The sequence below is a fragment of the Endozoicomonas sp. 2B-B genome (assembly GCF_053470045.1).
The window spans coordinates 3,253,094-3,279,962 of record NZ_JBLZMU010000001.1 but is presented as its reverse complement, the minus strand read 5'-3'; the positions used below and the strand labels follow the sequence as shown (position 1 = coordinate 3,279,962).

Annotated in this window: 20 protein-coding genes; 11 read left to right on the top strand and 9 right to left on the bottom strand. The window is 46.0% G+C overall.

The genetic code is table 11. The annotated features are described in order from the left end of the window. The 4 genes from ACOMHB_RS12505 to ACOMHB_RS12490 form a co-directional block, all read right to left on the bottom strand. Positions 1–3,567, bottom strand: coding sequence for a PEP/pyruvate-binding domain-containing protein (locus ACOMHB_RS12505; protein WP_448216864.1), 3,567 nt, complete (start codon positions 3,565–3,567; stop codon positions 1–3). 517 nt (positions 3,568–4,084) lie between these two features. Next, positions 4,085–4,474, bottom strand: a complete 390-nt coding sequence (locus tag ACOMHB_RS12500; RefSeq protein WP_448216863.1) for a hypothetical protein — start codon at positions 4,472–4,474, stop codon at positions 4,085–4,087. 72 nt (positions 4,475–4,546) lie between these two features. After that, positions 4,547–5,173, bottom strand: a complete 627-nt coding sequence (locus tag ACOMHB_RS12495) for a hypothetical protein (protein ID WP_448216862.1) — start codon at positions 5,171–5,173, stop codon at positions 4,547–4,549. Positions 5,174–5,562: 389 nt separating this feature from the next. Continuing rightward, positions 5,563–5,967: a VOC family protein gene (locus ACOMHB_RS12490; RefSeq protein WP_422133587.1), complete on the bottom strand. Its 405-nt coding sequence runs from the start codon at positions 5,965–5,967 to the stop codon at positions 5,563–5,565. A gap of 75 nt (positions 5,968–6,042) precedes the next feature. Between ACOMHB_RS12490 and ACOMHB_RS12485 the strand changes: the two genes are divergently transcribed. From ACOMHB_RS12485 to ACOMHB_RS12445, 9 genes are all read left to right on the top strand, one after another. Further along, positions 6,043–7,607, top strand: a protein-coding gene (locus tag ACOMHB_RS12485; protein ID WP_448215008.1) for an IS3 family transposase whose coding sequence is annotated in 2 segments (ribosomal slippage) — positions 6,043–6,496 and positions 6,496–7,607 — 1,566 coding nt in all. Because the reading frame shifts where the segments join, the coding sequence is not laid out codon by codon here. 415 nt (positions 7,608–8,022) lie between these two features. Further along, a complete protein-coding gene (locus tag ACOMHB_RS12480) occupies positions 8,023–9,174 on the top strand; it encodes a hypothetical protein (protein ID WP_448216861.1) in 1,152 nt (383 codons plus the stop codon). Positions 9,175–9,592: 418 nt separating this feature from the next. Next, complete coding sequence (locus ACOMHB_RS12475; protein WP_448216860.1) at positions 9,593–10,744, top strand: hypothetical protein; 1,152 nt, start codon at positions 9,593–9,595, stop codon at positions 10,742–10,744. 435 nt (positions 10,745–11,179) lie between these two features. Then, positions 11,180–12,361 carry a hypothetical protein gene (locus tag ACOMHB_RS12470; protein ID WP_448216859.1) on the top strand — a complete coding sequence of 394 codons (1,182 nt, stop codon included), beginning with the start codon at positions 11,180–11,182 and terminating at the stop codon, positions 12,359–12,361. Between the two features lie 81 nt (positions 12,362–12,442). Then, complete coding sequence (locus ACOMHB_RS12465; protein ID WP_448216858.1) at positions 12,443–13,546, top strand: hypothetical protein; 1,104 nt, start codon at positions 12,443–12,445, stop codon at positions 13,544–13,546. A 363-nt stretch (positions 13,547–13,909) separates the two neighbouring features. Next, entirely contained in the window at positions 13,910–15,028 is a 1,119-nt protein-coding gene (locus tag ACOMHB_RS12460) for a hypothetical protein (RefSeq protein ID WP_448216857.1), read from the top strand. A gap of 388 nt (positions 15,029–15,416) precedes the next feature. Then, positions 15,417–15,944, top strand: coding sequence for a GNAT family N-acetyltransferase (locus ACOMHB_RS12455; RefSeq protein WP_448216856.1), 528 nt, complete (start codon positions 15,417–15,419; stop codon positions 15,942–15,944). Positions 15,945–16,046: 102 nt separating this feature from the next. Further along, positions 16,047–16,502 carry a GNAT family N-acetyltransferase gene (locus ACOMHB_RS12450; protein WP_448216855.1) on the top strand — a complete coding sequence of 152 codons (456 nt, stop codon included), beginning with the start codon at positions 16,047–16,049 and terminating at the stop codon, positions 16,500–16,502. Positions 16,503–16,766: 264 nt separating this feature from the next. Next, positions 16,767–17,660: a hypothetical protein gene (locus ACOMHB_RS12445; protein ID WP_448216854.1), complete on the top strand. Its 894-nt coding sequence runs from the start codon at positions 16,767–16,769 to the stop codon at positions 17,658–17,660. A 16-nt stretch (positions 17,661–17,676) separates the two neighbouring features. On the opposite strand, the gene cydC is transcribed toward ACOMHB_RS12445, so the two are convergent. Then, complete coding sequence (cydC, locus tag ACOMHB_RS12440; RefSeq protein ID WP_448216853.1) at positions 17,677–19,368, bottom strand: heme ABC transporter ATP-binding protein/permease CydC; 1,692 nt, start codon at positions 19,366–19,368, stop codon at positions 17,677–17,679. After that, positions 19,358–21,133 carry a heme ABC transporter permease/ATP-binding protein CydD gene (gene cydD / locus ACOMHB_RS12435; RefSeq protein WP_448216852.1) on the bottom strand — a complete coding sequence of 592 codons (1,776 nt, stop codon included), beginning with the start codon at positions 21,131–21,133 and terminating at the stop codon, positions 19,358–19,360. Before cydD ends, cydC begins: the two co-directional genes overlap by 11 nt. A 207-nt stretch (positions 21,134–21,340) precedes the next feature. On the opposite strand from cydD, the gene trmJ reads away from it, so the two are divergent. After that, positions 21,341–22,102, top strand: coding sequence for a tRNA (cytosine(32)/uridine(32)-2'-O)-methyltransferase TrmJ (gene trmJ, locus ACOMHB_RS12430; RefSeq protein WP_448216851.1), 762 nt, complete (start codon positions 21,341–21,343; stop codon positions 22,100–22,102). 11 nt (positions 22,103–22,113) lie between these two features. On the opposite strand, the gene ACOMHB_RS12425 is transcribed toward trmJ, so the two are convergent. Next, on the bottom strand, positions 22,114–23,013 hold the full coding sequence (locus tag ACOMHB_RS12425; protein WP_448216850.1) for a hypothetical protein: 900 nt from the start codon (positions 23,011–23,013) through the stop codon (positions 22,114–22,116). A gap of 195 nt (positions 23,014–23,208) precedes the next feature. On the opposite strand from ACOMHB_RS12425, the gene rarD reads away from it, so the two are divergent. Then, positions 23,209–24,135 (top strand): EamA family transporter RarD, encoded by a 927-nt coding sequence (rarD, locus tag ACOMHB_RS12420; RefSeq protein ID WP_448216849.1) that lies wholly within the window; start codon positions 23,209–23,211, stop codon positions 24,133–24,135. A 69-nt stretch (positions 24,136–24,204) separates the two neighbouring features. Here the strand turns inward: rarD and glpK are convergent, their stop codons facing one another. Both glpK and ACOMHB_RS12410 read right to left on the bottom strand, forming a co-directional pair. After that, positions 24,205–25,713 (bottom strand): glycerol kinase GlpK, encoded by a 1,509-nt coding sequence (glpK, locus tag ACOMHB_RS12415; RefSeq protein ID WP_448216848.1) that lies wholly within the window; start codon positions 25,711–25,713, stop codon positions 24,205–24,207. Positions 25,714–25,839: 126 nt separating this feature from the next. Then, positions 25,840–26,655 (bottom strand): MIP/aquaporin family protein, encoded by an 816-nt coding sequence (locus ACOMHB_RS12410; protein ID WP_422133569.1) that lies wholly within the window; start codon positions 26,653–26,655, stop codon positions 25,840–25,842. Positions 26,656–26,869 lie beyond the last annotated feature (214 nt).

The following is a 26,869-nucleotide window of genomic DNA, read 5'->3' as shown; positions in this document are numbered from 1 at the left end:
CTAAATAAATTTACGAACTTTACTGTTTTTTTCAATTGCTGACCTGACAAAGACTGTATCATTTTTAAGCTCATCATCCGCATAAATGAAAGCACGAGGATGCTTTTTAATTAATTTCAGCAAATACTTGCGATCATTCAATATCTTTTTACTGGCATATGATAAGAAACTAATGTCGTCGGCAATGACTCTTTGAATAAGGTGCTTATCGCTTCGGATTCTTTCACTTGCATCATTCAGAGCCATTGGGGACTTTGCGATAGCGGTCATTACAACCTCATCATTGTCCCGAAGTTCCGGGCTGGCATATTCCAGGTCGCCCGGATGTTCTTTAATGGTGAGTAATACAAAATCTTTATCACTTCGAACCCGTTGGCTGGCATAGGTCAGCCCATATTCCAGCAGGATGTTCCTGACCTTTTCTTTGTGATCCTGAAGCGATTGACCCGGTGAAACAATAAACTCCAGATTGTAAGTATGAGGTGGCTTGATAACAAAGTATTCATTTCTCAGATGGCTATAAAAATGCTCAAATAATGGGGTAGCTTTTCGGGAACCAACGAGTAGGAGATGAAATAAAAATTTCTTGCAGTTGTCCTCACCGATCCCTTCATTTATTAACATTTCCTGAGGATTCTCCTTTGATTCTGCCAACCGTAGACTGTCATCCATAAACTGCTTGTGGTGGCTGCTTAATAACTGGCACCAATCGGGAGCGCTGTGGAAAAATCTGAAATAGAACATTGAAAAAAGGCAATGCTGGAAGGCAAATCTATCAGCTTCTGCAAAAGAATCGCTATTAAGGCGTTGTGCAAGAAAGTTAAAGTTCCACTGATCTCCACCAAAAATGGTCGTATTGTGCCTCAAGTGAACTTCCACCTCATCAAGAGCATCGTCTAACACTGCGATCAATTTCTCAAAGGCATCCTGCATAGTTTCAGTGGTTTTCATTCGGGGGCATTCGACGATAATTTCTCCCGCTACGGCATTGCTACTTAGCTTCATGCCATCAGCATTTTTATCCAGCTCGATCGCTTGTAATAACTGCACCAGAAACCACATACGCTTCAACCTGAAGGGTTGATCACTGCCATCAGGACTATAAAACTGGTCAGAGAATGTCAGCCGCAAGGTTCGTTTTTTTCCACCCTCTGCCTGTTCAAGTAACTCAATGATACCCACATGATTGCCAAAATTCAGGTTAACAATCACGGCATCAACCATATTGACGACAGTTGCATTAATCCGCATTTTTTCGATGGCTGCTTTGCAGGTCTGATTCAATAGCGCCGTTTTATCGCCCGGGGGTGTGCAATCAACATAGGTGACTTCCTGTTTAGTAGAGACTTTGCCCTGACCAGAAGCCAGAGAGACCATTGCCAACGCTTTTACAAAGCGCTGATGCAGGGCAAAAATCAGGTCATGGACACTCTGAACCTGTTCAGCCTCCAAGGGATGGAGTGCCTGGAGAGAAGATTGCAGATGATGGCAGGTGGCCATCCACTGACTAAACATGTCCGGACACAGTTTCAGTGCTTCACCCGCCTGCAGGGGAAGAATGATACGCTTTAACGCTGATCCGATGGTCTCTTTCAGCGTCCCGAAACGGTTAATCAGTTGTGGTAATTCATCGTGCAATGACTCGAGCTGGGGTGAAAGGTGCTCACCCGCCAGTAACAGGAATGCCCGGTAACCTCCCAACAGTGCTTCAGCTCCCTGAAGCAGCAGGGTTACGTCATCCTCTGTCTCTGACATTATCTTTAAGCGTTCTGGAGACATGCTTAGTTTTATTGGATCTGCAAGACAATCCAGTCCGCCGCCGGGGGCAAAGAATGCCAACAGGCGGGCATTTTGATTCACAAGCCATTGAAACCCGCTGGCAACTTCACGGAAGGTCCCTTCAGGGGGAGATAAATCATCCGCTGACTTGCCGGTTCTTACTGATGGCACATCAGAGAATCCAGAGGATTGGGTTCTGTGACTGACCAGTTTTCCAGTAAGGTCACCGTTAACAATAAACGCGTGGGGCATACCGTCAAAGCGGGCGCAGACCAGCGTGGTTTGTTGTTCATCCTGGCCCGTCAATGTCAGGCACTGGTCACCGGCCAGCATTAAAGGTATTTTTTTCTGTCTCAGGAGGATCGCAACATGATCATTGAATCCTCCAATAACAAAGACAAAACCCGCAATCCGCTTCAGGCAATCAGGCTCAAGCATCCAGTCTTCAGCGTGTCGTGCCACGACAATGGCGCCGTCTGGCATAGAGTCTGCCTTTTGTTTTTTGGCCAGCCAGAGTGGTCCGGTGCAATAGCCTTCGCTGATGCCCTCGCCACTGGCAAGGGTTTCTTCGGGTTCGGCCATGGCAAAATCCATGCCCCCGGAAAGTCGGGTAATTGGGCGCACCTGCAACAGGAACAGACGACCCTGTTGATCGATGCCAAACTCCACATCCACAGGACAGAGCAACAGGTCTTCAAGTATTGCCACTGCCTGCCTGAGTTCTGAAACCAGGTCATCACTGAGTCGTTCCCCAACACTGTCTGGTTTGCCAACGATATTATGAATCTCTGTTTCCGAATAGCCGTCGTTATCGCTATTCCTTTGCAAGATAAAGTGACTTGAGACCGTCCCGGGAAAGTAAGTCACCTGGTCAGCCCCTCCCCTTCGTTCAATATTGATGCGGTGGGGCATGTTAACGGACTTGCCAGCCACTGCGCCTCTGGGCTGACCGGATGAGTACTCAACCCTGATGGTATTATCCTGGAGTGATTGAAAGCTCATGGCTACACCGCCATATTGGCAGACAATACACTGTTGGATGATCAGTGCCATAGGTTCCGGTATACCCCCATGACAGACTCCAGGCCTGTAACCTGAAGCCATAACCTTAAGACAGGTGCGCAATACATCATCTTCTCCCTGAATTTCAGAAAGGTATTTGCCCGCCTGGACATCGCCGTAGTTGTCTTCATTGATACCAGAGCTGCGGACAATAACAGGCTGCGATAGGGATGGCCCGCCCAGTTCAAAGCGCAGATCCCTGATTTGTTGAGCCGTTTCTGAATCTTTTACCTGCTCGTAAAAGTCATGACTGGCAACAAATTTTGCCAGCCCTGTCAGCCAGTCAACCCATCTGGTAGGCTCTGAATCCAGCCAGCCAGTGAGGTGCTTCCTGATATCCACCAGGCTGGTTTCTGCCCCCAATTCAGCCACTATTTCAGGAAGGTACGGGGCTAAACGACGGTTATCCAGTGGCTGTTGTTCAAGAGCATTCGTCAAAGAGGCTGCAACACATCTGAAGGGTGGGACAGTCAGCCCTGCTTCCTGCATACGCTGTAAAAACATACCCTTGCCCCCGAGCTGTTGCCGGTCGGGGAGAGAATGGTCAGAAGAAACAGGAAAAGGTTTACGGCAGATGCGCTTGGCTAATGGTGTTGTCTCGGTCAGAGTGTCATGGGGATCAGTATCCTTTAAATATCTCTTGGATGGGCTTTTGGCCCCGTTATTTTGAGAGGGTTGAGTGGTCGGGCTTTGATAATCAGGACTGCCAAATTGAGGATTTAGCATCAAGATCTCCAATATAACGTCTAATGTTTGTCCATGACTTAAGTACCTGGCCAGTTGGTTTCGCATATTCTGGCGAGTGGATTTTTTCATCCTTCAAGGCGCAACGACGGGCGCGTAGCCATAGTTACGCAACCAGAGTTGGAACGCAGAAGGATGGAAAAAGCCGCCGTCCAGAATATGCGAAACCAACTGGTTAGGTACTTAATGGCTAATACCTGTGGTTTTCAGTGATCATGGTGCCAAAAAGTTGGAAAAGAAAATCATTCATCCCGGTTGGACAGTAATATTTCTATAAAGTTCACCCGTTACAATGAAGTAGTTAATTTGGTCATTATCATAAGTACCTGGCCATCACCGGAGCCAATTGATAAGCAACAAAAAGATTTACGTGAAGAGCATGAATACGGGTTAACAATTCATGTTGAGGAATATAAAGGGGGCTCAATACCGACAGACCATCCATGGTCTGAATCGCTCGCAGATAGTAACGGCCTGTTACAGTTTCTACAGGCTGTCATCAGGACCCGTTAGGGGAGACTTTTATACTAAACGGATTAGCTAACTGTTGATTACTGGTTTCGAGCAATCTTCTTAGCTGATCGGCATCCACGCAATCCGATACCTGGACATTAAACGTCAGTGTCTTGCTTTCAACCTGTCGTTCAAAGGCTCTTATATTATAGCCACCCGAGCACTTCAGTAACTGCGCTATTTGCTGCAAAGCGTCGATTTCCTGAGTGATGGTCAAGCCGTTACTACTGAATGTGAAGCTCACCTGAAACTGATTTGGAAACTGACCATGGCTAAAAAGAGAGATAAAGCCAAAAGTAGACACACTTTCTAATAATAACCATCCGAACTCCAGGCCAGGTATCCCTGAACCAAAGTTGCCAGCTGTGCCTGCCATTGTTGTGACAGACCTCAAAAAAATTGCAAACTTTCGACGCCACCCGCACAGGTTTGTGAGCGAATCACATGTTCAGCTGCCAGAGCTCACGGAAGGCTGATTGGCATAGATTAGGATCGGCTCCTCCATCAGATTGATAAGCGTCATAACATAATTACGCAGCTCGCTTTCAGGTATTTCATTAGCCGGTAAATTTTCTATTTCTGTTGCTGTTTCCATGTCTGTTGCTGTATTAAAACGTGTTAACCAAGCCAAAACAGTAGTACTTCCGGTTGTCAGGGAACGAGTCCAGTCATTAATATAATCGATTAATGTCGTTATAACTGGCAAAGCAGCTGTTCCAATTGCCGGGGAAGCCGGTAAGCCACCAACGGCTCCACACTCTTCCTGAGGGACTGATGCGCTATCAGTCCTGCCAGATTCCCGGGGAAACAAGTCATCAATGGTTCCGGATTCCCGATTTGCTCTGGATAACAACCCGGAGGATGGCTCTTGTGGCCCCTGCGCTTGCGATGATCCATCGGTTTCTGTATCGGGCTCGACTGATAGCAATAGTCCGACGTATGACTTGGTGCCTTTAAGGTGAAGCACGTAATATCCTGCTAATGAAGTCGTGGGCATCAGCAGGATTGCCAACACAGTGATAAAACTCCACAAGACTTTCAGGTTGAAATATTTTTTTATAACCTGCTTTTTCATAACCAGACCTGTTCATAACAAACCACTAAAAGTAGTTAAGCCACTGGATAACAGGTGGTCTTTACTTAGATTATTTTCGACTTAGAGAGGGTGCCCGCTCAACCCATAATGGTTTCGGCAATTTTTCGAAAAGACTTGGTCATATAGTTATAAAAATACAGCGAGCCTGACCAGATCACTGCGCCTGAATCTTTTCAGAATCGCTTATCACCGGTGACATACAACCACAGCCCCCCGCTGTCGTAGAGGATACTAATCCACGACAGGGGAACACTTTACACATACGCTCAGTCCGAGCGCTTCAGCAATAGAAGCCAGAGAACGGTTTGTTTTCCTGATTTTTTTCTCGTAGTTAGTCCAGCAAGGTTAAAAGACCAAGAAAAACTCATTCATCCTTTACCCGCTGGCTGATGGAACTCAATTACATTGCTATCAGGATCACGGATAAAAAGCAGTATTGAGCCATTGTTTGTAGTAACAGGACCTTCTGTGATAGTGATTCCAAACGCCTGCAGCTGCTTCTGAACCTCATGGATATCATCCACTTCAAGCGCCATATGGGTATAGCCCGGGTGCTTTTGGTCAATATCCATCAGGATATTCTCTTGCGGCTGAACCGTTGCGTTCAGGATGAAGTTCAGGTTGACGCCACAGGGGTGCTCCATAATGGCAACCGGCTCTGGCCCCACAGGCCCTGCCAGAAACTGGAAACCGAGCTGCTGATAAAAGCTCCTGGTCGTCTGCAAATCGCTTACCCGAATGCCCACATGGTTAATTCTGCTGACTCTTATCATCCCGCTGTGTCAGGATAGTTGTCCCGCTCACTGATTAACCAATAAAAGCTAGACAGTGGGCGATGGACGTTGAATATGCCTCGTTTTTCAGAGGAACGTAAATCAGCTGTTTTGAAAAAACTGTTACCACCACACAATCGCTCTGTGCCGGATGTTGCCAGAGAGGAAGGTATCAGCGAACAAACCCTGTATAATTGGCGTAAAAAACTACGGGACAAAGGATTACCTGTGCCAGGGAACGAACAAAAATCAGAACAATGGTCTGCTGAAAGCAAGTTTGCCGTGGTCGTCGAAACCGCTGCTTTGTCAGAAACAGAGTTAAGTGAATACTGCCGTAAAAAAGGGCTTTATCCTCAACAAGTCAAGGAGTGGAAGCACGCTTGTATTTCAGGTGCTGTTCAGGCTTCTCAGCGTGCAGACCAGGAAAGCAAGCAATTAAAACAAGAGCGTAAGCGCAATCAGAGCCTTGAAAAAGAGCTTCGCCGTAAAGACAAGGCGTTGGCAGAAGCTGCAGCCCTGCTGGTGCTATCAAAAAAGCTCGATGCCTTCTACGGGATAGACAGCGAGGACAACTGACACCTGTCGATAAGCGCCGCCAACTGCTGACATGGTTTGATGAGGCTATAGCAAACGGCGCTTCTCGCTGGAAGGCTGCTGAACAATTGGAAATATCCCTGAAAACACTGAATCGCTGGCGCGATGACAATGGTGCAGTGTTAACGGACAAACGCCCGGATGCCTTGCGCCCGGTACCCTCTAACAAACTGACTGAGGAAGAGGAGCAACGTATTCTGACTATCAGTAATGAAGATGAGTATGCGAGCCTGCCACCATCGCAGATCGTGCCAGCCCTTGCAGACAAGGGAGTATACGTTGCTTCTGAATCTAGCTTTTACCGTGTGTTGAAAAAGTATGGTCAGTTGCACCACCGCGGTCGTTCAAGAAAGCGATCGAAAAGCAACAAGCCGACAACCTATGTTGCTACTGGCCCTAACCAGGTCTGGTGTTGGGACATCAGTTACATACCTTCCAGGGTACGCGGCCAGTTCTGGTACCTCTACCTGATACTGGACGTTTACAGTCGTAAGATTGTTGGTTGGGAGATTCATAGCCGTGAGTCTGGTGAGTTAGCCAGTGAACTGATTAACCGGACAATGGTGGCTGAAAAATGCACTAAAACACCGCTTGTACTGCACTCAGACAATGGGGCTCCAATGACGTCGAGTACCTTTAAGGCCAAGCTTGAGGAATTGGGCATTATTCCCTCTCATAGTCGCCCAAGGGTGAGTAACGATAACGCATTTGCAGAATCGATCTTTAAAACGGTGAAGTACTGTCCTCAGTGGCCATCTCAAGGTTTTCTGACGTTAGAACACAGTCGACAGTGGATGCTGAAGTTTGAGCGCTTTTATAACAATGAACACCGCCATAGCTCAATCCGCTTTGTGACACCTGCGCAACGGCATGAGAAAAGAGATCAGGAAATCCTGAATCACCGGAAACAGGTGTATACCAAAGCGCGAGAAGCTAATCCAACGCGCTGGTCAGGAGTTATCAGAAACTGGGAGCCTGTAGGTGCGGTTGCACTGAATCCTGAGCGGTTGTCTGAAGCAAGAATTAACGAGAAAAAGGCAGCCTAAAATTCAGTTTTCGGGACAACTATCTTGAAAAACTCCGTCATCACTCACCTCCGTCAGACCCATAAGTACTCAACCGGTCTGACTGTTGTTTAACAGCTATTACTACAATTTATCAATTCCACCCAGTCATGTACAAACCGAACGCTAAACAAACCATACCCTGACTTTAGAATTAATAATACCTGAATTATTAAGTACAACTCTACCTGCCTTTATTCATATAAAAGTACAAAATACTGAAATCGTTAACGAAACCATGCAACCAAAACATTATAATCCGGCACAAAATTTTTCAAACATACCTGTATGTTTACCCATTATTAAAATCCTCAAAAAAATATCTCACCAATGACTTGAGCTATCCTTAACTGCCTACACCAGCAAGTTGATTTTAATGAAAAACAGGTGATTGACAATGAAAATGCACGTCAGATCAATTATTTTTTTCCTACTATTATTGCTACCATTTTATTCGCATTCAAAAGATTTACACCTCAATTGGAAGCTGGAACACCATAATAATTTGCTACTAAGTGGTAAAACAGTAACAACCAATCAGGTCAGTCATAGCAATTCTTTAACAGGTTGGAATGATCACCCATCAGAGCTGGACATTTCCACTCCACCTTCTGTTTCTTGTTCAGGGGACAGTTTTGCCATTTATTATGACGTAGTCTCTTTTACTACTGTGAATTTTGATCAAAATAATCCAGGTTATACTGTGCCAAAGCTTTTTAATACTTTATTAGGCAATGGCAATGATCGTCTTGACCATAGTTTCAATACTCAATACACACTAAGAGGTCACACAACAAAAGCAAGTAACCTTGCTGAACTCTTTTGTTGCGTGCTCTGTCATCCTTTTTATCTGGGATTCAAGAAATGCTCAGCCAAAGTCTCACATGGATCTGACAATGAGTTGGCCAGAATCAGAGCATTGGAAGCAGCAATAGCAGCCGATTTTCCAGAGCATGTCACTATTCATAAATGCGCTTTATATCATGGGGCTGTGGACAGTCATCATAAGATGCTTTCATCATCAAGCACAGAAGCTACAGACGCTAAGACTCATATATTTGATCTTTTCCTGAATACTCCGGAAACACAGCATTGGCTAATAGAGAATCTAAACCCAAAAACCAACCAGAGGTTAGAACTGATAATACCTGAGTTATTCAATACAGCAGCACCTGCTGCAATTCTTGTGCAAGAGAATAACGGGGAAACTAATGATGAAAGCCTGCAACCATCACATTTTTTATCATTAGATTTTACCAATGGAGTTAAAGTACAATATCACCTTAATCGAGTCTCCGACATAGAGATTGAGGTATTAGCAATTGTGGTAAGCGCTGAGGGCTATACCCTCACACTCGTAGTTAATAATTATGATATTACAGCTAACCAACCTCCCCCACATTATGCGGCATTACCAAAAACCTGTAACTGTAACGGCGCATGTAATTGTGACCATTCAAGGGCAAATGATACTGATAATTCAGATAATCGGATTCATAGAATTAACATTATGAATCCTCGTATATTTTTTCCTCATACTCGTTTGTGAGGCTGAAAATGAGCGTCTCCGTTGGGCAGTGGACGTTGGCAACAATCTGCTTCCCAGCCCCCTGAGAGTCATTCAGATGGTAAAATGACCTGGCCAACTGAACGAAATTAACAGCAACAGAGTCCCAGCAGTGGCTCTGTTATGATGCTTTTGTCGAATCGTGCCATCTTTGTGTCAATTCGCTTCAAAACTGCCCCACATCAGTGAATACTCGCCCTTATTTATACCAGGCTGTCGCTCAAGACAATACGTCAGTTTCTACCTGATCGCCACTAGCAGCTCGCCGAAGATTTACATTTATACAAAGACGTCTATTGGTCGCTAGAAGAACTCATAAAAAAAGTTATATCAAATGTTTAAGCTATTCTAAGCTTCAAATGTCTGGAAATTGATATTCGTAAAAAACAGGTAGTTAGTAATGAATATAGACGTCAGATTAATTATTGTATTCTTTCTCTACTCGCTATCATTTTATTCCAACTCAAAAGACTTACACTTTAACTGGAATCTGGAGCTGAACGACAGGTTGCTGCTAAGTGGTACAGCCACATCATCCCATCATTGTGGTCATAGAGAAGATTTAACAGAATGTAATTATGGAGACCTTACTCAATCGAAGACTGATTACTCAGGGTATGATTTTTGCGTTTATGAAGTAACTACTGTTACCTCTATAGAATTCAATCAGACTAAATCTTGTAATATTGTACCAATGTTCTTTTACAGTTTGTTAGGAGATGGCTTCAATAGCCTTAAACATAGTTCCCTGACTTGTTATACACTTAGAAGTCAATCGCCAAAGACGACATCTTCAATTGCTGAGCTGTTATATTCCACTTTCTGCACTCCCTGCTTCATGCCTGCTGAGCTGGTTTCTCAAGATTCGCAAATTCAGCAAGAAAGAGTGAAGGAGTTGAAAGCAGCAACACCAAACCATTTGCCAGATCATGTAACTATCCATAGCCGCTCAATATTATCTGAAACAGCTGTGTCAAATGATCGTCATACGTTTTTATTGTCAAATACAGAAGCAATAGACGATGATACCCATATATTTGATCTCTTCCTGAATAATCCGGAAACACAAAAATGGATAATAGCGCATCTAAATCTTAAAAACGGAATGATGTTACAACTGATAATACCCGGGCTATTCAATACAGCTTTACCCGCTATGATTTTTGTGCAGCATCAAACCAGTGAAGATAACAATGTAAGCCTGCAACCCTCACATTTTGTATCAATATATTTTCCTAACGAAGCCAGAGTGCAATACCACATTAAGAAATTATCCAATAATGATATTCAGGTATTAGCAATTGTAGTTAGCTCTCATCTTTACACCCTGACATTCGCTATTGATAACTATGATACTTCAGCCAACCAGTCGCCCCCGTATTGTAACCAGACAGAATTAGCACGACCAAACACCTGTCATTGCACAGGAGCCTGTAATTGTGCCAACCAAAGGAAAAATGATACAGATGAATCATACGGCACAGATGACTCATATTATCAGAGTGACACCACTAGTGATCATGTAATTTCAGGTCTGGAGCATTTGAAGTGAACATCAGATTAAACTACTTAATATCGTCTAAGTACTCAGCCATACGGAATCGAATATTTCTGGCTTATTGGGCAGGTGCTCTGCAAGGCGCAACGACGGGAACATAGCAAGCTATGTGACCAGAGTTGCAACGCAGTCAGAGTGCCTGAATAATAAGTCAGAAAATATGATTTCGTATGGTTGAGTACTTATATTTCTCAGGCATTATCATCTTGATAACCATCGAGAACAGGATTACCTGAAGCAAACTGTATTCACAAAGACGGGTAAAAAAACCACATATTACGTTGAAAAAAAATATATACGTTTTTTTAAGTTGTACATGGACGTCTAATAGCTGTTATAAGCTTCAAAAAATTGTTGTATGATTTTTTTGAGCTACTCTTCACCTCTGATTTCTAAAAATCGATATGAGTTAAAAACAGGTATTTAACAGTGAAAGAAAACATAAAATTAATGATTTTATTCTGCCTTATCGTGTTATCATCTTATTCAAACTCAGATGACTTGCACTTTAAATGGAAGTTGGAGCATTTGGGTCGATTAGTACTCAACGGCACAGCCACATCATCCACCCATTCTAGTCATAGCGGGCCTACAAGAGAATGTTATTGGGGTGATTCCACCAATGATTTTAGTGATCTATCCGGGGATTACATTCTCATTTATGAACTGCTTTCTTCGATCAATATAGAGTTCAATCAGCAGAACTCTGGAAATAATGTACCCGTTTTTTTTTATGAGTTGCTAGGAAATGGCCTTCATAACCTTCAACATAGCTTCCACACTCGTTACACACTAAGAGGTCAAATTGAAACCAGGAAATCCATGATTACTGAACTTATATGCTGTTTATTCTGTCCTTGTTGTTTTTCGGCTTTCATTTGGGATTATCAAGACTTGTTGGACGAAAAAGTAAGAGCGCTGGAAGCAGCCACACCAGAACATTTGCCAGAGCATGTAACTATTGATAGCCGCTCTCTATCTCATACAGCTGTGACCAATAATTATCAACCGTTTTTATCGTCAAACACAGAAGCCATAAATGATAACACCCGTATATTTGACCTTTTCCTGAATACTCCGGAAACTCAACGATGGATTATAGGGCATCTGGATTCAACGACCAACCATGTATTGGAATTGATAATTCCCGGATTAATCCGAACGGCTATACCAGCTACAGTTCTCGTGCAAGAGCAAGGCAGTGAAAACTTGCAAGCGTCACATTTTTTATCATTAAACTTTCTGACCGGTACTAGAGTGCAATATCACCTTAACAGGTTATCCAACAATCAAATTGAGGTACTGGCAATTGTTATTAGTTCTGCTGGTTACACTCTGACACTCGTTATTGATAATTATGATGTTATAGCAAACCAGCCTCCGCCACATTACACCGAGCTACCAATACAGTTACCATTACAACAAGCCTGTCACCATTATGGGGCATGTAATTGTGCAACTTCAAGAAATAATGATACCCATAATTCAAATTATCAGCGTGAAACCATAGGTGATAATGGCAAGGACATGCTCAATCATGCAGAAGTGATAGTGCCGCTGGGCACCCAGGAATCGCAAGATATGGATGGCAAACTCAATACGAAACTGTAATGAACATCAGGTTAAGCTATCTCCACCCGTTCACATTTCTCAAGCACAATCGTTTTACCTCTGAGCAACAGGTAGTTAACAATGAAAACAAACGTCAGTGTAATAATTGTATTCTTTCTCTACTTGCTATCGTCTTATTCAAATGCAGAAGACTTGCACTTTAGATGGAAGTTGGAGCATTTGGGTCAACTTGTACTCAATGGTAAAGTCACATCATCCACTCACTCCGGTCATAGCGAAGCCACAAGAGAAGGCTATTGGGATGCCCTCACTAACTATTTGAGTGGTATTTCCGGGGATCATTTTGTTATTTACGATCTGCTCTCTGACACCAATATAGAATTTTACCCGCATGATTCGACCATTAATGTGCCCGATTTTTTTCATGGCTTATTAGGAAATGGCAGCCATGACCTTCAACACAGCTTTCATACTCGTTACACACTAAGAGGTCAAACAACAACCAAAAAAGGATCTATTGCCCAATTATTATGTTGCATTTTCTGTCTTCCTTGTTTTTTGAGTAGCAAGATAATTAATCAAGACATTCTGGAGCAGGAAGCAAAACTGAGAGAGCTGGAAACAGCAACACCAGACCATTTGCCTGAACATGTCACGATCGATAGTCGCTCTATGGCTCATATAACTATGACCAGTCATTATGAAACGCTTTCGTCATCAAACACAGAAGTTATAGACGATGATATCCATATATTTGACCTTTTCCTGCGCAATCCGGAAACACAAAAATGGATAACAGGATATCTAAACTCGGAGACCTACCTGACGCATGAATTTATAATACCCGGGTTATTCAATACCGCCAGACCTGCTGAGGTTCTTGTGCAAGAGCGAGACAGTGAAAACGAGAGTGAAGATGATGACACCCTGAAACCAACAGATTTTGTATCATTATACTTTGACGACGGAACCGTCCTGCGATACCACCTCAAGAGATCACTCACCAATGACCTTCAGGTATTAGCGATTTCGGTTAGCTCTAATTATTATACCCTGTCGTTTGTTATTAATAATTATGATGCTTTAGCCAACCAACCTCCCCTGATTTTCTCTTGGGCGGAACTTAGATTCTTTGATCCCTGTGATTGTAGTGGAGCATGTAATTGTGCACTCCCAAGATATAATAATAGAGATGGCTCAGATTATGAGAGTGACACGCATTAGTGTTTATGTATTTTTTAGTGTGAAGCAGTCAAACTGACATCCGTTTAAGCTGCTTCCATCTGTTTATACTCCCACAAAGGCAGTTAAAAACACCTATACATTAAGTACCTAACCCGTTGGTTTCGCATATTCTGGGCTGCGGCTTTTTCCATCCTTCTGCGTTCCAACTCTGGTTGCGTAGCTATGGCTACGCGCCCGTCGTTGCGCCTTGAAGGATGAAAAAATCCACTCGCCAGAATATGCGAAACCAACTGGCCAGGTACTTATGCTTACAAAAAAAACTCAACCGTTTTTCTTTTTTTAAACTAGTTTGAATACTCCACAACTAATGATAAAACTGTACTATAAACTGTGAGGTTTTCGTTGAATAAAACATTTCCTTCTTTCTCAAAAACTTTAACTCCGTCTTTTCTTCTGGCTGTTTCGATATCTATGTCGACGAGCACCTATGGATTACCAAAAGAAACATTGTGTGAAGAGTATGGAGAGCGTTTCAATTTGGCTAACTCACCCTCCAGTCGTGGAGGAGCCTATGGCGAGTGGATTGATAATAAATGCAACATCACTGTTCTTCCATTAAGCGAGCTCAACAGGAAGGTTTCTCTTGTAGATGCCATACTCCCGATTGTTTTGAAACCATCTCCGGTTTCTGACTCGGGAGGCCCCATAGCCCGCGACCATCAAAATCACAAAGAAGTAGATGTGTCATTTATTTCATCCGACAAAATAGAACCCACCTCGCATACAGTCAAATATTATCCAATGTATTCTCCCAGTGCTGGCAATGATGGTTATTCTGATGGCTTAACACCGAAAGAACCTACCTTAATGGCAGCTCCGGGCTATGAAGAGGAAGTTCTTTTGGAACTGCCGGGCAATGTGATTATTGAAAATGGTTTCATCATCGATCGCTCTCAACTCAAACCCACCATCAGTGGCTGTTTCCATTCAGGTCTTGCCCTTTTTGGCGCATTGATTTCTGGCGACGTTTCAGGTGTTGGCTTTTCAGATATAGGTCTTCCCGCATGCACTGGCTTATATATGGGAGGACCTGACTTCACAGCCCCTGTCAGCAAAATCCGACAGGCAACTAAAAAAGGTAACTCAGGAAGCAGTAACGGAAAAGCTGGCGCCAAAAGCAAGAAAAATGGAAATGGCCAGAAAGGTGGTAGCCATGGACGCAATGGAAAAAGTAGCAAAAATGGTAAAAACTCGGGTGCCATTGGTGGTGCCGGTGGCGGCGAAGACCCCTTTCACAGCGGTAAAGGCCTTCACTATATGACGGAGCCACTTTATAAGACGGTTATAGATGCCATAAAAAACCTGGCCAGTAAGAGATTGGAGAAAGGCTTTGATCGAACTTCAGCCTCGTCAAGATCACTCATAGGACAAATCAAAAAAGGAATAAGGTCCTTGTCAGATGATCAGAGAACATTCATTCACAGTACTGAGCCCTATAGATCAATCAGTTATTTATTATAAGTACTCAGTCATACGGAATCGAATATTTCTGGCTTATTGGGCAGCTGCACTGCAAGGCGCAACGACGGGAACATAGCAAGCTATGTGACCAGAGTTGCAACGCAGCACGACTGCATGGATGCAGGAGCTAGAGCAACGCAGGAGCAGTTGCCGCGAGTGCCTGAACAATGAGTCAGAAAATATGATTTCGTACGGTTGAGTACTTAAAGTCCTTGTGATCCTGAAGCACTCTTCAATCGACGATATTGTTGAGTGCTCTTGATGAAAGTGTTGAAGGCCAAGCCATGTCAGTGACTTTAACATTATCTCAATAAGCCCCAAAACAGGGATTTTTGTTTAAATCCATGGCAGGATATCAAACAGGAAGAAACAACAAGAGTCTGACATTATGGAAAAAACAATTGCCACAGACCGGTTAATCCTCAGAGCCTTCACTCAGCAGGATGCTGACCAGGTACAGACACTGGCTGGAGAGGAGCGGGTAGCCAGACTGACCGAAAATATTCCCCACCCCTACCCGGACGGACTGGCAGAAAAATGGATTAAAGATCAAGAAAGCCTGAGAGAAACAAACAGCGCTTTTGTGTATGCCATCAAATTGAAATCATCAAGTACACTGATCGGAGCCATCGGATTGAATAACGCAACTCATACCGAGGCTAAATTAGGTTACTGGCTGGGTCTACCCTTCTGGGGGCAAGGGTACTGCTCAGAAGCCGGACAAGCACTGCTAAACCATGCCTTTGAACAGTTACCACTCAGTCAGATCCGGGCCAGGGCACTGACCAGGAACATAAAGTCCGAACAGGTTCTTTTAAGGCTCGGTTTTCGGTCCACTTCGGAAATTCTTGAAAAAGTAAAAGAGGACATGGATACGGTAAAGTATTATGTCCTGAACCGGAGTCATTCACGATGAGCCACCGAAACTAGTCAAGATCGTGATGCTCACCCGGCAGCCAGCGGATCACAGCATCAGCTTTGCAGATTAAATAACCATTCAGCAGTAAAAGAATAATTTATGGAAATAAAACTAGACGACCTAAAGGGTCAGGAAATTGCCCATCTGCTCCAGGACCACCTGGATGATATGTATAGTCACTCACCGGCAGAAAGCGTTCATGCCCTCGATATTGAGAGGTTGCGTTCGCAAGACATAACCTTCTGGTCCGCCTGGATAAACCGCAACCTGGCAGGTTGTGGTGCATTAAAAGCCCTCTCGCCCTCTGAAGGCGAAATCAAATCCATGAAAACCTCATCTGGCTTTCTCAGAAGAGGTGTAGCTTCCGCCCTCTTAAAAAATATCCTCAGTGAGGCAGAACGAAGACAATATAAGACCGTGTACCTGGAAACAGGCTCAATGAATCACTTCAAACCGGCCTGTGAGCTTTATGAACGCTTTGGTTTCGAGCCCTGTGCACCTTTTGGAGATTATCACGAAGACCCCAACAGCCTTTTCTTTTCAAAAAAACTGTGAACCCATAGCGCCCGGAATTCTGAGTGAATACCGGGTGGCTGGTAGCCTGAATCTTTATCATACCCCGGAACAACACATCTCTTTTACAGTTCTCCCCACTGCGATAAAACTTTGAATAAATTGATCCGCCACAGGGTGACCCATGACTGATAAAATTGATCACTACCTGCATGACAAGCTGTCATAAGCCATCATGGGTAGCCTTCTATACTGAGAGTGTCTTCTTTCAAAACACAATAAGGACAGCTCTACAGGGACTTAATCATGACCAGCAGCGTTGAAAACTGCCTCAATATACTTCGCCAGGACCTTCTTCAGGACATTCCCACAAGCCAGCAGACATCTGAGAATAAGCCTCTCTGGCTCGGAAGGCGTGTGGTCAGAAAAGTAAAGGGTTTCGGTCTTAAGCTGGCCGATATACTCAGGGGCCGGGGCTGGCTCAGTAATAAAAAGATCAATGAACGGGAAATTCGCGAATGCCGGTGGGCTCGAAGTGTTGCCGGGGCTGGACTGGTTGACCAGAATTTTTTTCCTGCCAACATTCCTCAGCAGGAGCTTGTTGAGCGCACCCGCCTCGCCCGGGAACTCTGGCAAAAAGACCCGTACAGTTTTGCTCTCTGGTGCATTGAAAACGATCAACCTTTCCCGGAACACTTTCTGGAGGCAGAGCTTATCCCCTGGCAGATGGAGCAATTTGCCAGCCTGGGCCTTAATCGCAATCATGCGGCCCGCATGTCCCTGCGTCTGAGCATTGCAGTTAAGCTGCTGCATCCCTCTGAAGCTGCTGGTCAAAGGGAAAACCTGTTAACCGTATTGCCCACAGATACCCCGGATGAGATTGAAAGAAAGGAGAAATATAACGAAAAACTTCTCAATCTCGATCATGATGAGGAATCAGCCGATATGTATCTGGACAGTTTTATTGGCAACTATACCCCCAGTGAACAGATCGAACTCCTCAAAGCCTGCCGGGATGAATTGGCGACCCACCCGGAAAGTCATCAGCTATCCGAGCAGAACCTGCTGAGAAAAGTGATCAGTGACCGTCAAAAGCAGGAGACCGCTCAATTTCTGAGCGAGCGACAAGGCAGTGATGACAACCTTGTCGACTTTGATACCGAACTGGACGAGAAAGGTCGTCCAAAAAAACCGTCATGACGATAACGTTTGTGGACTACACAATACGTCCGCCATCCATTCGGATCACTCGGTCCATGCGCTCCAGCATGGCCTTCTTATGAGTAATCATAATGACGGTTTTATCCCGGTATGCGTCCAGAATCAGATTCATCAAATGATCCTCACTGACCGGGTCCAGACCTTCACTGGCTTCATCCATAATCAACACTTCACCCTTTTTCAAGAGTGCCCGGGCTATTGCGAGCCTGCGCTGCTCACCACCGGAGAGAGCGATCCCAGCCTGTCCCAACCATAGATCCAGCAGGTTCTGTTCACCCTCAGCCGCCGCAAGACGATCCAGGCCTACCACTTTGACAGTTTCCAGTAGCTCACTGTCTTGCGCTTCGGGTCGGGCCATTTTCAGATTTTGCCTCAACGTTGTACTGAACACGTGGGTTTGCTGGGGAATCACCGTTAGTAATTGATAAAGTGAAGCCTCGGAATATTCATTAATAGCAATGCCACCCAGCTCGATACTGCCCTCAAAACCCGGTAGCTGCCGGGTCAGGATACGGATCAGTGTCGATTTACCACAGCCCGTTTTACCCAGTAACGCCAAGTGCTGACCCGCCGGAACATCAAGACTGATGCCATCCAGAATCATCGGCCCTGCTGTCGAAATTCCCGCAGCTACGGGGTATTGGAAACACAGATCCCGAAAAATGATATGACCCTTGAAGGCATCCGGAATGGTTTGATCACCAAACTCAATAGCTTCTTCTTCAAGGATCTCTGTCAGCCTCGCAGCGGCCAGTTGCGTGTTGCCGAGAAACTGGAAAGCACCCGGCAGAGGCATCAATGCCTCAAAGCCTGCCAGTACTGCAAAGACGGACATAACCATCACTGGTCCGGAAATAACGCCTTGCTGGTATTCCCCTGCAGCAAGATAGAGCATTATGACCGCTGAAATACCAGCCCCGGCCACCATCAACGCACCACCCAGCCCCTCCAGCCTTGACATTTTTCTCTGGATATAACTCAAATTTTGCCCGGTAACATCGATATGCTCCCTCATTCGGACTTCTGATCCATAAATTCTGGATTCGGCCATGCCCTGCAGATAATCCAGGGCTTTCTGTCTCAGCTCCCCCAGAAGTTTGCCCTGTGCCCGGCCACTCTTGAAACCCAGACGGTAGAACATCACCGGCAGAACGATCAACCAGACTCCCATCAGCAGCAGCGCCCCCTGAGCCAGAACAGGGCTAAAAAAGCTCAGCCCAAGAGAAAGCAGAATCACAACCAGCACCGCAGCAATAACCGGACTGAACAGTCTCAGATACAGCTGATCCAGGGCATCAACGTCCGCCACAAGGCGGTTCAGCAATTCAGCCTTACGATAACGTTTCAACTGAGTCAGAGAAAGTGGGAGCAGTTTTTCGAAAAACCAGCTTCTTAACCAGGCCAACAGTTTGAAGGTCGCATCGTGACTCACCAAACGTTCAAAGTAACGGGCAGCGGTACGACCGATTGAAAAACCTCTGACCCCGGCACCGGGAGAGAAGAAATCAAATCTCTGAGCGGTCACGACCGTCAGACCAGCCAAAGCTGTTGCCGTGATAAACCAACCTGACAGTGCCAGCAACCCAAGACTGAACAACAAGGTTGCCAGAGCCAAAAACATACCCACAGACAGTGCACTCCAGTGCCTGCGATAAAGCTTTAAATAAGGCAACAACTCACTCATCATCCAGACTCCCTGCTAAACCGGCCACAAAAGCTTGCACCACCGCAGACTGCTGCCTGAGGACACCGGGTTCACCATCAGCGACCAACTCCCCGTTTTCAAACATCAACACTCTGTCCATCGAATCTATCTGCTTGAGTCGGTGGGTGACAGTAATGACAGTGCATTGCGGATCGATGGCTTCCAGAGCATCCAGGACAAGACGCTCATTGTAGGCATCCAGGCTGGCCGTTGGCTCATCGAGAATTAACAGTTTTACCGGCTCGGCTATAGCTCTTGCCAAAGCTATCCGCTGTGCCTGCCCTACGGAAAGGTTGCCTCCCTGTTCTTGCAGCAGACTGTTCAGCCCTTCCGGTAGCTGTTCGACAATCTCCATAGCCTGAGCCTTTGCCAGAGCCCGATTGACCTGAGATTCATCCAGATCCCGACCAAATGAAACATTTTCATAGACCGAGCCATGAATAATCAGGGGCTGTTGGCCCAGCCAGGCAATTCTTTTGCGCCAGTCATCCATTGACAGGCTGGAGAGGTCTTCACCTGCGGCTCTGATTTTACCCTGGTAGTTCCAGAACCCCATGAGGGTATTTACCAGAGTCGACTTACCTGCCCCGCTGGGACCAATGATGGCCACTCGCTCGCCAGCTGCAATATCAAAAGAAACATCCCTGAGCAAAGCTCTGCCACCGGCACTGCCCTGAACCGTCAGACAATCAGCACTGAGTGAAACCGGCACGTCCATAGCCATTGAATTGCTGCCCTGATGCATCCCGGACTCTTTGCGCTCTAGCAGCTCAAGGATCAATTCTGCAGCACCCACCGCTTTTGACTTGGCGTGATAGTGCGTTCCCAGATCACGCAATGGCTGATAGAACTCAGGCGCCAGTAACAGTAGAAACAAGCCGGTATAGAGCGTGACCCCGGCACCATAACTGCCAAAATTCAGATAGCCCAGAAAGCTCATTCCCAGATAGACGGCGAGAATAGCAATGGAAACAGAAGCAAAAAACTCCAACACCGTAGAAGACAGAAAGGCCAGTCGCAGTACCTGCATGGTTTTGTGTCGAAAGTCCTCACTGGCCGATTTCAGCGACTGGTGCTCATGATGGGTCCGCTGAAATAACCTCAGCGTTTCCATGCCCTGCAAACGATCAAGGAAAAAACCACCCAGTCGGTCCAGGGCCCGGAAATTCCGTCGATTCGCTTCGGCAGCCTTCATCCCGACCAAGGCCATAAATACAGGAATCAAAGGGGCTGTTCCCAGGAAAATCAGACCGGCAGTCCAGTTCACTGGAAAGGCCACGATAAGTATGACCAGCGGAACCAGAACTGCCAGAGCCATTTGCGGAATGTAACGGGCAACAAAGTCCTGTAACTCTTCCACCTGCTCTACCACCATGGTCGACCAGCTACCAGCTGGCTGCTCTGCAATGACAAGAGGACCAAGAGCTTTCAGCTTATTGAGAATAGCTCCTCGAATAGTCTCCTTGACGATCAACCCGGCTCTGAACCCGGTGATCTCCCTGCCCCAATGGCAGAGTGCCCGAAGCAGGATAATCATAGCCGTCGTAATCAGGTCATGGATCAAAGACTCCCTGACTGCGCCTTCCATTACGATCTGATGAATAATTTTCGCCAGCAACCCAGCCTGAGCCAGAAACAACAGACCATTGATCAAGCCCAGTATGATGGCTACCAGCAACCAGTTCCGGGTAGGACTGAGCTGGCCAATCAACCATTTATAAGCCTGCTTCTCCGTAATACGACTCATAGCAGAGGACACAACCTGAGGGGGAAAAGAAGACTATTCTATCTGAACTCGGGTGGTTATACAGTCAGGCAACAGTAAATTACCGTCACTCTTCAGATGGAATGGCAATAATTCAATCCGGTTTCACCCAACCGGTCGTAAGTTAAAACGACTCAACGTATAATGACCTGCTTTTAACCCCTCTTCTCAGTGCTAATTCGGGTTACGATGCTGTCTAACATTCGCATTATTCTGATCAATACCTTTCATCCCGGAAACATTGGCTCCGCCGCCAGGGCCATGAAAACCATGGGACTCTCAAATCTTTGCCTGGTCTCCCCGCAACGATTCCCGGATCCGGATGCCGAATCCATGGCAGCAGGAGCCCAGAACGTTCTGGCAGCTGCCAGAGTATTTCAGACTCTGGATGAAGCGATTGCTGACTGCTCAATGGTAATAGGAACCAGTGCCCGCACCCGCAACCATACCTTTAACCGACCCATGCTGACGGCTGAAGTTTGTGCCGACAAGCTGGTTGCTGAAGCGGCCCGAAATCCGGTGGCACTGGTTTTTGGTCAGGAGACTATGGGGCTCACCAATCAGGAGCTGGAGAAATGTCATTATCATGTCTCCATTGATGCTAACCCTGAATACCCCGTGCTCAACGTGGCTTCTGCCATTCAGATTCTCTGCTACGACATTCGCAAGGCAGAATTGCGCGTGAGCCAGCCGGATTTCTCAGGCGACGAAGCAGAAGAATATCCACTGGCCCGTGAGCTTGAATATTTCTACGAGCACCTGGAAGAGACGCTCAACAACATCAACTTTATTATCAAACAGCACCCTGGTCTGGTAATGACCCGCCTTCGTCGTCTGTTTAACCGGGCCAGGCCTGAAGCCAAAGAACTGAATATGCTCAGAGGCATTCTTGCCGCTGTCCAAAAGTCAGTCAGCAGGGAAAATAGCCCCATCACAAAAGACAACGAATGACGTTTTGCAGGTCAGTTACAGGCTCTTAGCGGCAGGCTGTTAAACAATGCCGCCTTGAGAGCAGCAGGGGCGGCAAATGAAGAGCCTGTCAGCAATCGCCAGAATTTTTTAGGGTACTCAGTCATTTTTCGTGAATAGCCGGTCAGTCGATTTAAAGGAATATCTACACACTGGTCGCCATTGAGGTCATAACCAACGGGCTCACCTTCAGAATCATCAATACGGATGACTTCGTAGGCAGCCCGGGCGTAAGTATCAACAAAGGGATTATTAGCAACAAAGTGTTGCAATTCTGGTTCCACAGAGCCGACCGTGACTACATCATCCGCAAGAGAAAAAGTATTGATCATTCCTCTCCCGCCATTACCGGCTATGGTATAGACCTGTATACCCTGAGCAGTAAGTGCCTCCAGAGCCATTATAATCTGGTAAGTGGTTTTCCAGACTTCATCCGCCTGCCCCATCTCCCTGACTTTCTCCTTGTACTCTCCTGACCGCTGCAACTGAAGTGGCGCCTTGAATGTGCTGATCAACGTGGAAGACTCCCAGGAAAGAAGAACGGCATCAACGGGCTGTTTTTCGAAGCGAGCCAGAATATTCTGAAGGTTGACCAGGATTTCTGACATGGGCTTTTTCCCATCCAGAATCGGGTATTGGATAAACGTAATCTGAGGGTGAGACGCTATCATCCGAACCACATCACCATGATAAAAAGGCTCCCGACGTTCATCGTCGTCTAAGTCCATCATGCCATACAGCCAACCATGGAGAACCCGCTCTTCATCATTTTTAAAACCTTCGGCCGGAGGGAAAAAGCGATCAATGATCGCTACACGATAAACAGGTAACCGCACTTCGGCCTGAGTAAACAGACTCAACAGAACTATCGTAAAACCGGTAATCCATCGCATCGCAGCCTTTGCATCCTTTACTCATCCATCAGTAAAGTCATCGGCTTAAGGGCTTTTTTCTCAATGCGTGCTTATCAATAGAGAAGTGGGTTAACTCGAAACAAATGTTCAGGCACAATGTCCCTTCGTGAAAAACAGAACACCATGCTCGTCACCATAACTGCGTAATTAGAAGTAACCATTTAAGGAAAAAGAGTGTCCGAACAACGAGATTTCTCTGGCTTTGCATTGGGTATAATGGCCTTTACCATCTGGGGGCTGGTACCCATTTATTTCAAAGCTCTGGAACACGTACCTCCGCTGGAAGTATTGGGACACCGCGTATTCTGGTCAGCTTTATTGCTGCTGGCTCTACTGAAAATAACAGGTACGATTTCAGAGCTAAAGCAGATTTTCTCCAGTATCAAACTGTCGGGAACACTGACACTATCCGCTATTCTCGTTGGTGCAAACTGGTTGATCTTTATCTGGGGTGTGACCAATGACAGGATTCTTGAAACCAGTCTCGGTTATTACATCAACCCACTGTTTAATGTTCTTCTGGGCTATCTGTTTTTGAATGAAAAACTGTCACCGCTCAGACAGATTGCTATCCTGCTGGCTACTGTCGCTGTCATCTATCAGATACTGATGTTAGGTATTGTGCCCTGGGTTGCTTTTGCCCTGGCTATGTGTTTTGGCTTGTACGGACTGGTCAGGAAAAAGACTCAGGTGGAGGCTGTACCTGGCCTGGCTTTCGAAACTCTGATTCTGCTGCCAGTGACTCTGGGATATTTTTTCTGGCTCTACAAAAGTGGCAACCACAGTTTCCGTTTCTCGGACCCTCACACCAGTCTACTGTTGTCTCTGGCCGGATTGGTGACCACCGTCCCTCTGGTTTTGTTTATCACTGCGGCCAAAAAGCTGACATTAACCACTATCGGTATCCTGCAGTATCTTGGTCCATCCATTTCTTTTTTGGTTGGACTGTTCGTCTACAAAGAACAGGTGACTCAGGCTCAATTAATCACCTTTGGTCTGATCTGGCTGGCGCTCATTATTTTCACCTTTGATGGCTTGCGTAAAAAGTCATCTCCAATGAACCAGAAACCGAACCCAGTCAAGACTCAGAGCGCAGAGTAAATAACCCCCATTGCAATCGCGAGCCTGCCTGAGCAGGCTCATTTGCAATAGTATCAGGAAAAATTTACATCACTCCTGATTTTCCCATGACTGACTACGAACGACCGCTTTCTTCCAACCGTCGTAAAGTTTCAGACGATCTTCATCGGACATCGACGGAGCATAGACTCGATCAACGGAAACCTTATCCTTTAACTCATCAGTGCTTTTCCAGAAACCAACGGCCAGGCCCGCAAGATAGGCCGAACCTGCGGCAGTGGATTCTACAACTGTCGGGCGAACCACTTCAGTGTCGAGAATGTCAGACTGGAACTGCATCAAAAAGTTATTGGCTACCGCACCACCGTCGACGCGCAATTGTTTCATTTCAATTCCGGAATCCTGTTCCATTGCGTCAATCAGATCACGGGACTGATAAGCAATGGCTTCCAGTGTTGCACGAACTATGTGGTTACGGTTAGCTCCCCGGGTCAGGCCAAAGATCGCACCACGCGCGTAGGGATCCCAGTAAGGGGCACCCAGACCTACAAAAGCAGGCACTACATAAACACCGTTAGTGTCGTCGACTTTATTGGCGAAATATTCCGTGTCGGCAGCATCACGGATCAGTCCCAGTTCATCACGAAGCCACTGAACTGAAGCACCACCCATAAATACGGCACCTTCCAGAGCGTATTGCACTTTGCCATCAATACCGAAAGCTATGGTGGTCAGCAAACCGTTTTCTGATTTGACCGGCTCACTCCCCGTATTCATCAGCAGGAAGCATCCTGTGCCATAGGTATTCTTGGCCATACCTTTTTCATGACACATCTGGCCGAACAGAGCCGCCTGCTGATCCCCCGCAATACCGGCTACAGGAATGCGGGTACCGCCTTTTCCGCCAATGTTAGTCTGGCCATAAATTTCAGAGCTGGATTTCACTTCCGGTAACATAGAGGAAGGAATTCCCATAGCCTTCAGCAGGTTTTCGTCCCAGTCCAGTCTATTGATATCGTACAGCATGGTGCGCGAAGCATTGGAATAATCGGTGACATGGGCACGACCTTCGGTCAGCTTCCAGGTCAGCCAGGTATCGATAGTACCGAACAGCAGATCGCCGTTTTCAGCTTTTTCACGAGCACCTTCTACATTGTCCAGAATCCACTTGATTTTCGTTGCCGAAAAATAAGCATCCAGAACCAGACCGGTGGTTTCCCGGATATAGTTTTCCAGACCTTCTTTCTTCAGCTGTTCGCAGATTTCGGTTGTACGACGACACTGCCATACAATGGCGTTATAAACAGGGCGGCCAGTGTTCTTATCCCAAACGACAGTGGTTTCACGCTGATTGGTGATACCCAGAGCAGCGATTTCGTCAGAACGAATACCTGTTTTAGCCAGAACTTCCGTCAGCACAGAACTTTGGGTCGCCCAGATTTCCATTGGGTCGTGCTCAACCCAACCCGCCTGTGGGTAGTACTGGGTAAATTCACGCTGTGAAGTACCCACCATGTCACCGTCGTGATTAAAGATAATGGCTCGGGAGCTTGTAGTACCCTGGTCTAATGAAACAACGTATTTCTTCTCAGTCGTCATAATCAATCTTCTTTATCATTCAGCTCTGGGCTGATATCAGCAGTGCACCCAGTTAAGCCTGTTATACAAAACAGTGAAAAAGACCGCGCTTTCTATGTAACAGGGTGCGTAACGGGTTTTACCGTGTTATGTGGTTTTTATCTCTAATTGGCTCGATGTTGTCTCGGGCTCTAATTGTTTACCTAACAGGTTAATGTAAATCCATGCGCCAGCCATTGCGCCGCCGATCGGAGCCACTATTGGCACCCAAAAATAGGGATTGGCTCGAGCGCCGGTCAGAGCCACTTCACCCCAACCTGCCATATAGGTGAACAGCTTGGGACCAAAATCCCGGGCAGGGTTCATGGCAAAACCAGTCAGTGGGCCAAAAGCAGAACCAATGGTTGCAATCAGCAAACCGATCAGGAGGGCAGACAGCGCACCATTGGAGTCACCATTGTTGTTATCACCAATAGCCAGAATAACCCCCATCAGCACTGCAGTAATCACAAACTCCACAGCAAATGCCTGCATATTGCTCAGAGCACTGTGCGCATAGGTGGAAAAGATACCCGCTGTGGCCAGGCTCTCTTCGGAACCACGGACGATACCTTGAGACAGTTCAAAATCGGCAAACAGATTACTATAAAGAAAATAAACCAATGCAGCGGAACAGAAAGCACCCAAAATCTGGGCAAGGATGTAAGGCACAACCTTGTGCTTTTCGAAACCTTTAAACACAGTCAATGCTAAAGTGACTGCCGGGTTCAGATGAGCGCCGGAAACACCACCGGTTACGTATATCGCCATAGAGACGCCCAGCCCCCAGACAATAGAAATTTCCAGCTGACCAAAATCCGCGCCTGCCAGAACCAATGCGGCAACACAGCCAACACCGAAGAAAATCAGAAGGCCAACGCCAATAAACTCAGCCAGACATTCACCAAAGAAAGATTTTCGCATAAAAATGAGCTCCGCCCACGTAGGCATACATCCAAGATATTAATTGCGAGGCCTTATAAAAACTTGTTAATTTTTAGCAGCCCCGACAGCGGGCAGATTATTTCAAACAACAACAAAACTCATCAACGCCAAACCATTGATTTAAGTCAACCAATGTTCAAACATGTTCGTTTTTTTTCTAATCAGGTCCATCACTCCGCGCATAATGTAAAGA

Bases quoted from the DNA above. Each gene is read 5' to 3' on its own strand.
- ACOMHB_RS12505 (WP_448216864.1), bottom strand. From the start codon at position 3,567: ATGCTAAATCCTCAATTTGGCAGTCCTGATTATCAAAGCCCGACCACT.
- ACOMHB_RS12500 (WP_448216863.1), bottom strand. From the start codon at position 4,474: ATGGCAGGCACAGCTGGCAACTTTGGTTCAGGGATACCTGGCCTGGAG.
- ACOMHB_RS12495 (WP_448216862.1), bottom strand. From the start codon at position 5,173: ATGAAAAAGCAGGTTATAAAAAAATATTTCAACCTGAAAGTCTTGTGG.
- ACOMHB_RS12490 (WP_422133587.1), bottom strand. From the start codon at position 5,967: ATGATAAGAGTCAGCAGAATTAACCATGTGGGCATTCGGGTAAGCGAT.
- ACOMHB_RS12480 (WP_448216861.1), top strand. From the start codon at position 8,023: ATGAAAATGCACGTCAGATCAATTATTTTTTTCCTACTATTATTGCTA.
- ACOMHB_RS12475 (WP_448216860.1), top strand. From the start codon at position 9,593: ATGAATATAGACGTCAGATTAATTATTGTATTCTTTCTCTACTCGCTA.
- ACOMHB_RS12465 (WP_448216858.1), top strand. From the start codon at position 12,443: ATGAAAACAAACGTCAGTGTAATAATTGTATTCTTTCTCTACTTGCTA.
- ACOMHB_RS12455 (WP_448216856.1), top strand. From the start codon at position 15,417: ATGGAAAAAACAATTGCCACAGACCGGTTAATCCTCAGAGCCTTCACT.
- ACOMHB_RS12450 (WP_448216855.1), top strand. From the start codon at position 16,047: ATGGAAATAAAACTAGACGACCTAAAGGGTCAGGAAATTGCCCATCTG.
- ACOMHB_RS12445 (WP_448216854.1), top strand. From the start codon at position 16,767: ATGACCAGCAGCGTTGAAAACTGCCTCAATATACTTCGCCAGGACCTT.
- cydC (WP_448216853.1), bottom strand. From the start codon at position 19,368: ATGATGAGTGAGTTGTTGCCTTATTTAAAGCTTTATCGCAGGCACTGG.
- cydD (WP_448216852.1), bottom strand. From the start codon at position 21,133: ATGAGTCGTATTACGGAGAAGCAGGCTTATAAATGGTTGATTGGCCAG.
- trmJ (WP_448216851.1), top strand. From the start codon at position 21,341: ATGCTGTCTAACATTCGCATTATTCTGATCAATACCTTTCATCCCGGA.
- ACOMHB_RS12425 (WP_448216850.1), bottom strand. From the start codon at position 23,013: ATGCGATGGATTACCGGTTTTACGATAGTTCTGTTGAGTCTGTTTACT.
- glpK (WP_448216848.1), bottom strand. From the start codon at position 25,713: ATGACGACTGAGAAGAAATACGTTGTTTCATTAGACCAGGGTACTACA.
- ACOMHB_RS12410 (WP_422133569.1), bottom strand. From the start codon at position 26,655: ATGCGAAAATCTTTCTTTGGTGAATGTCTGGCTGAGTTTATTGGCGTT.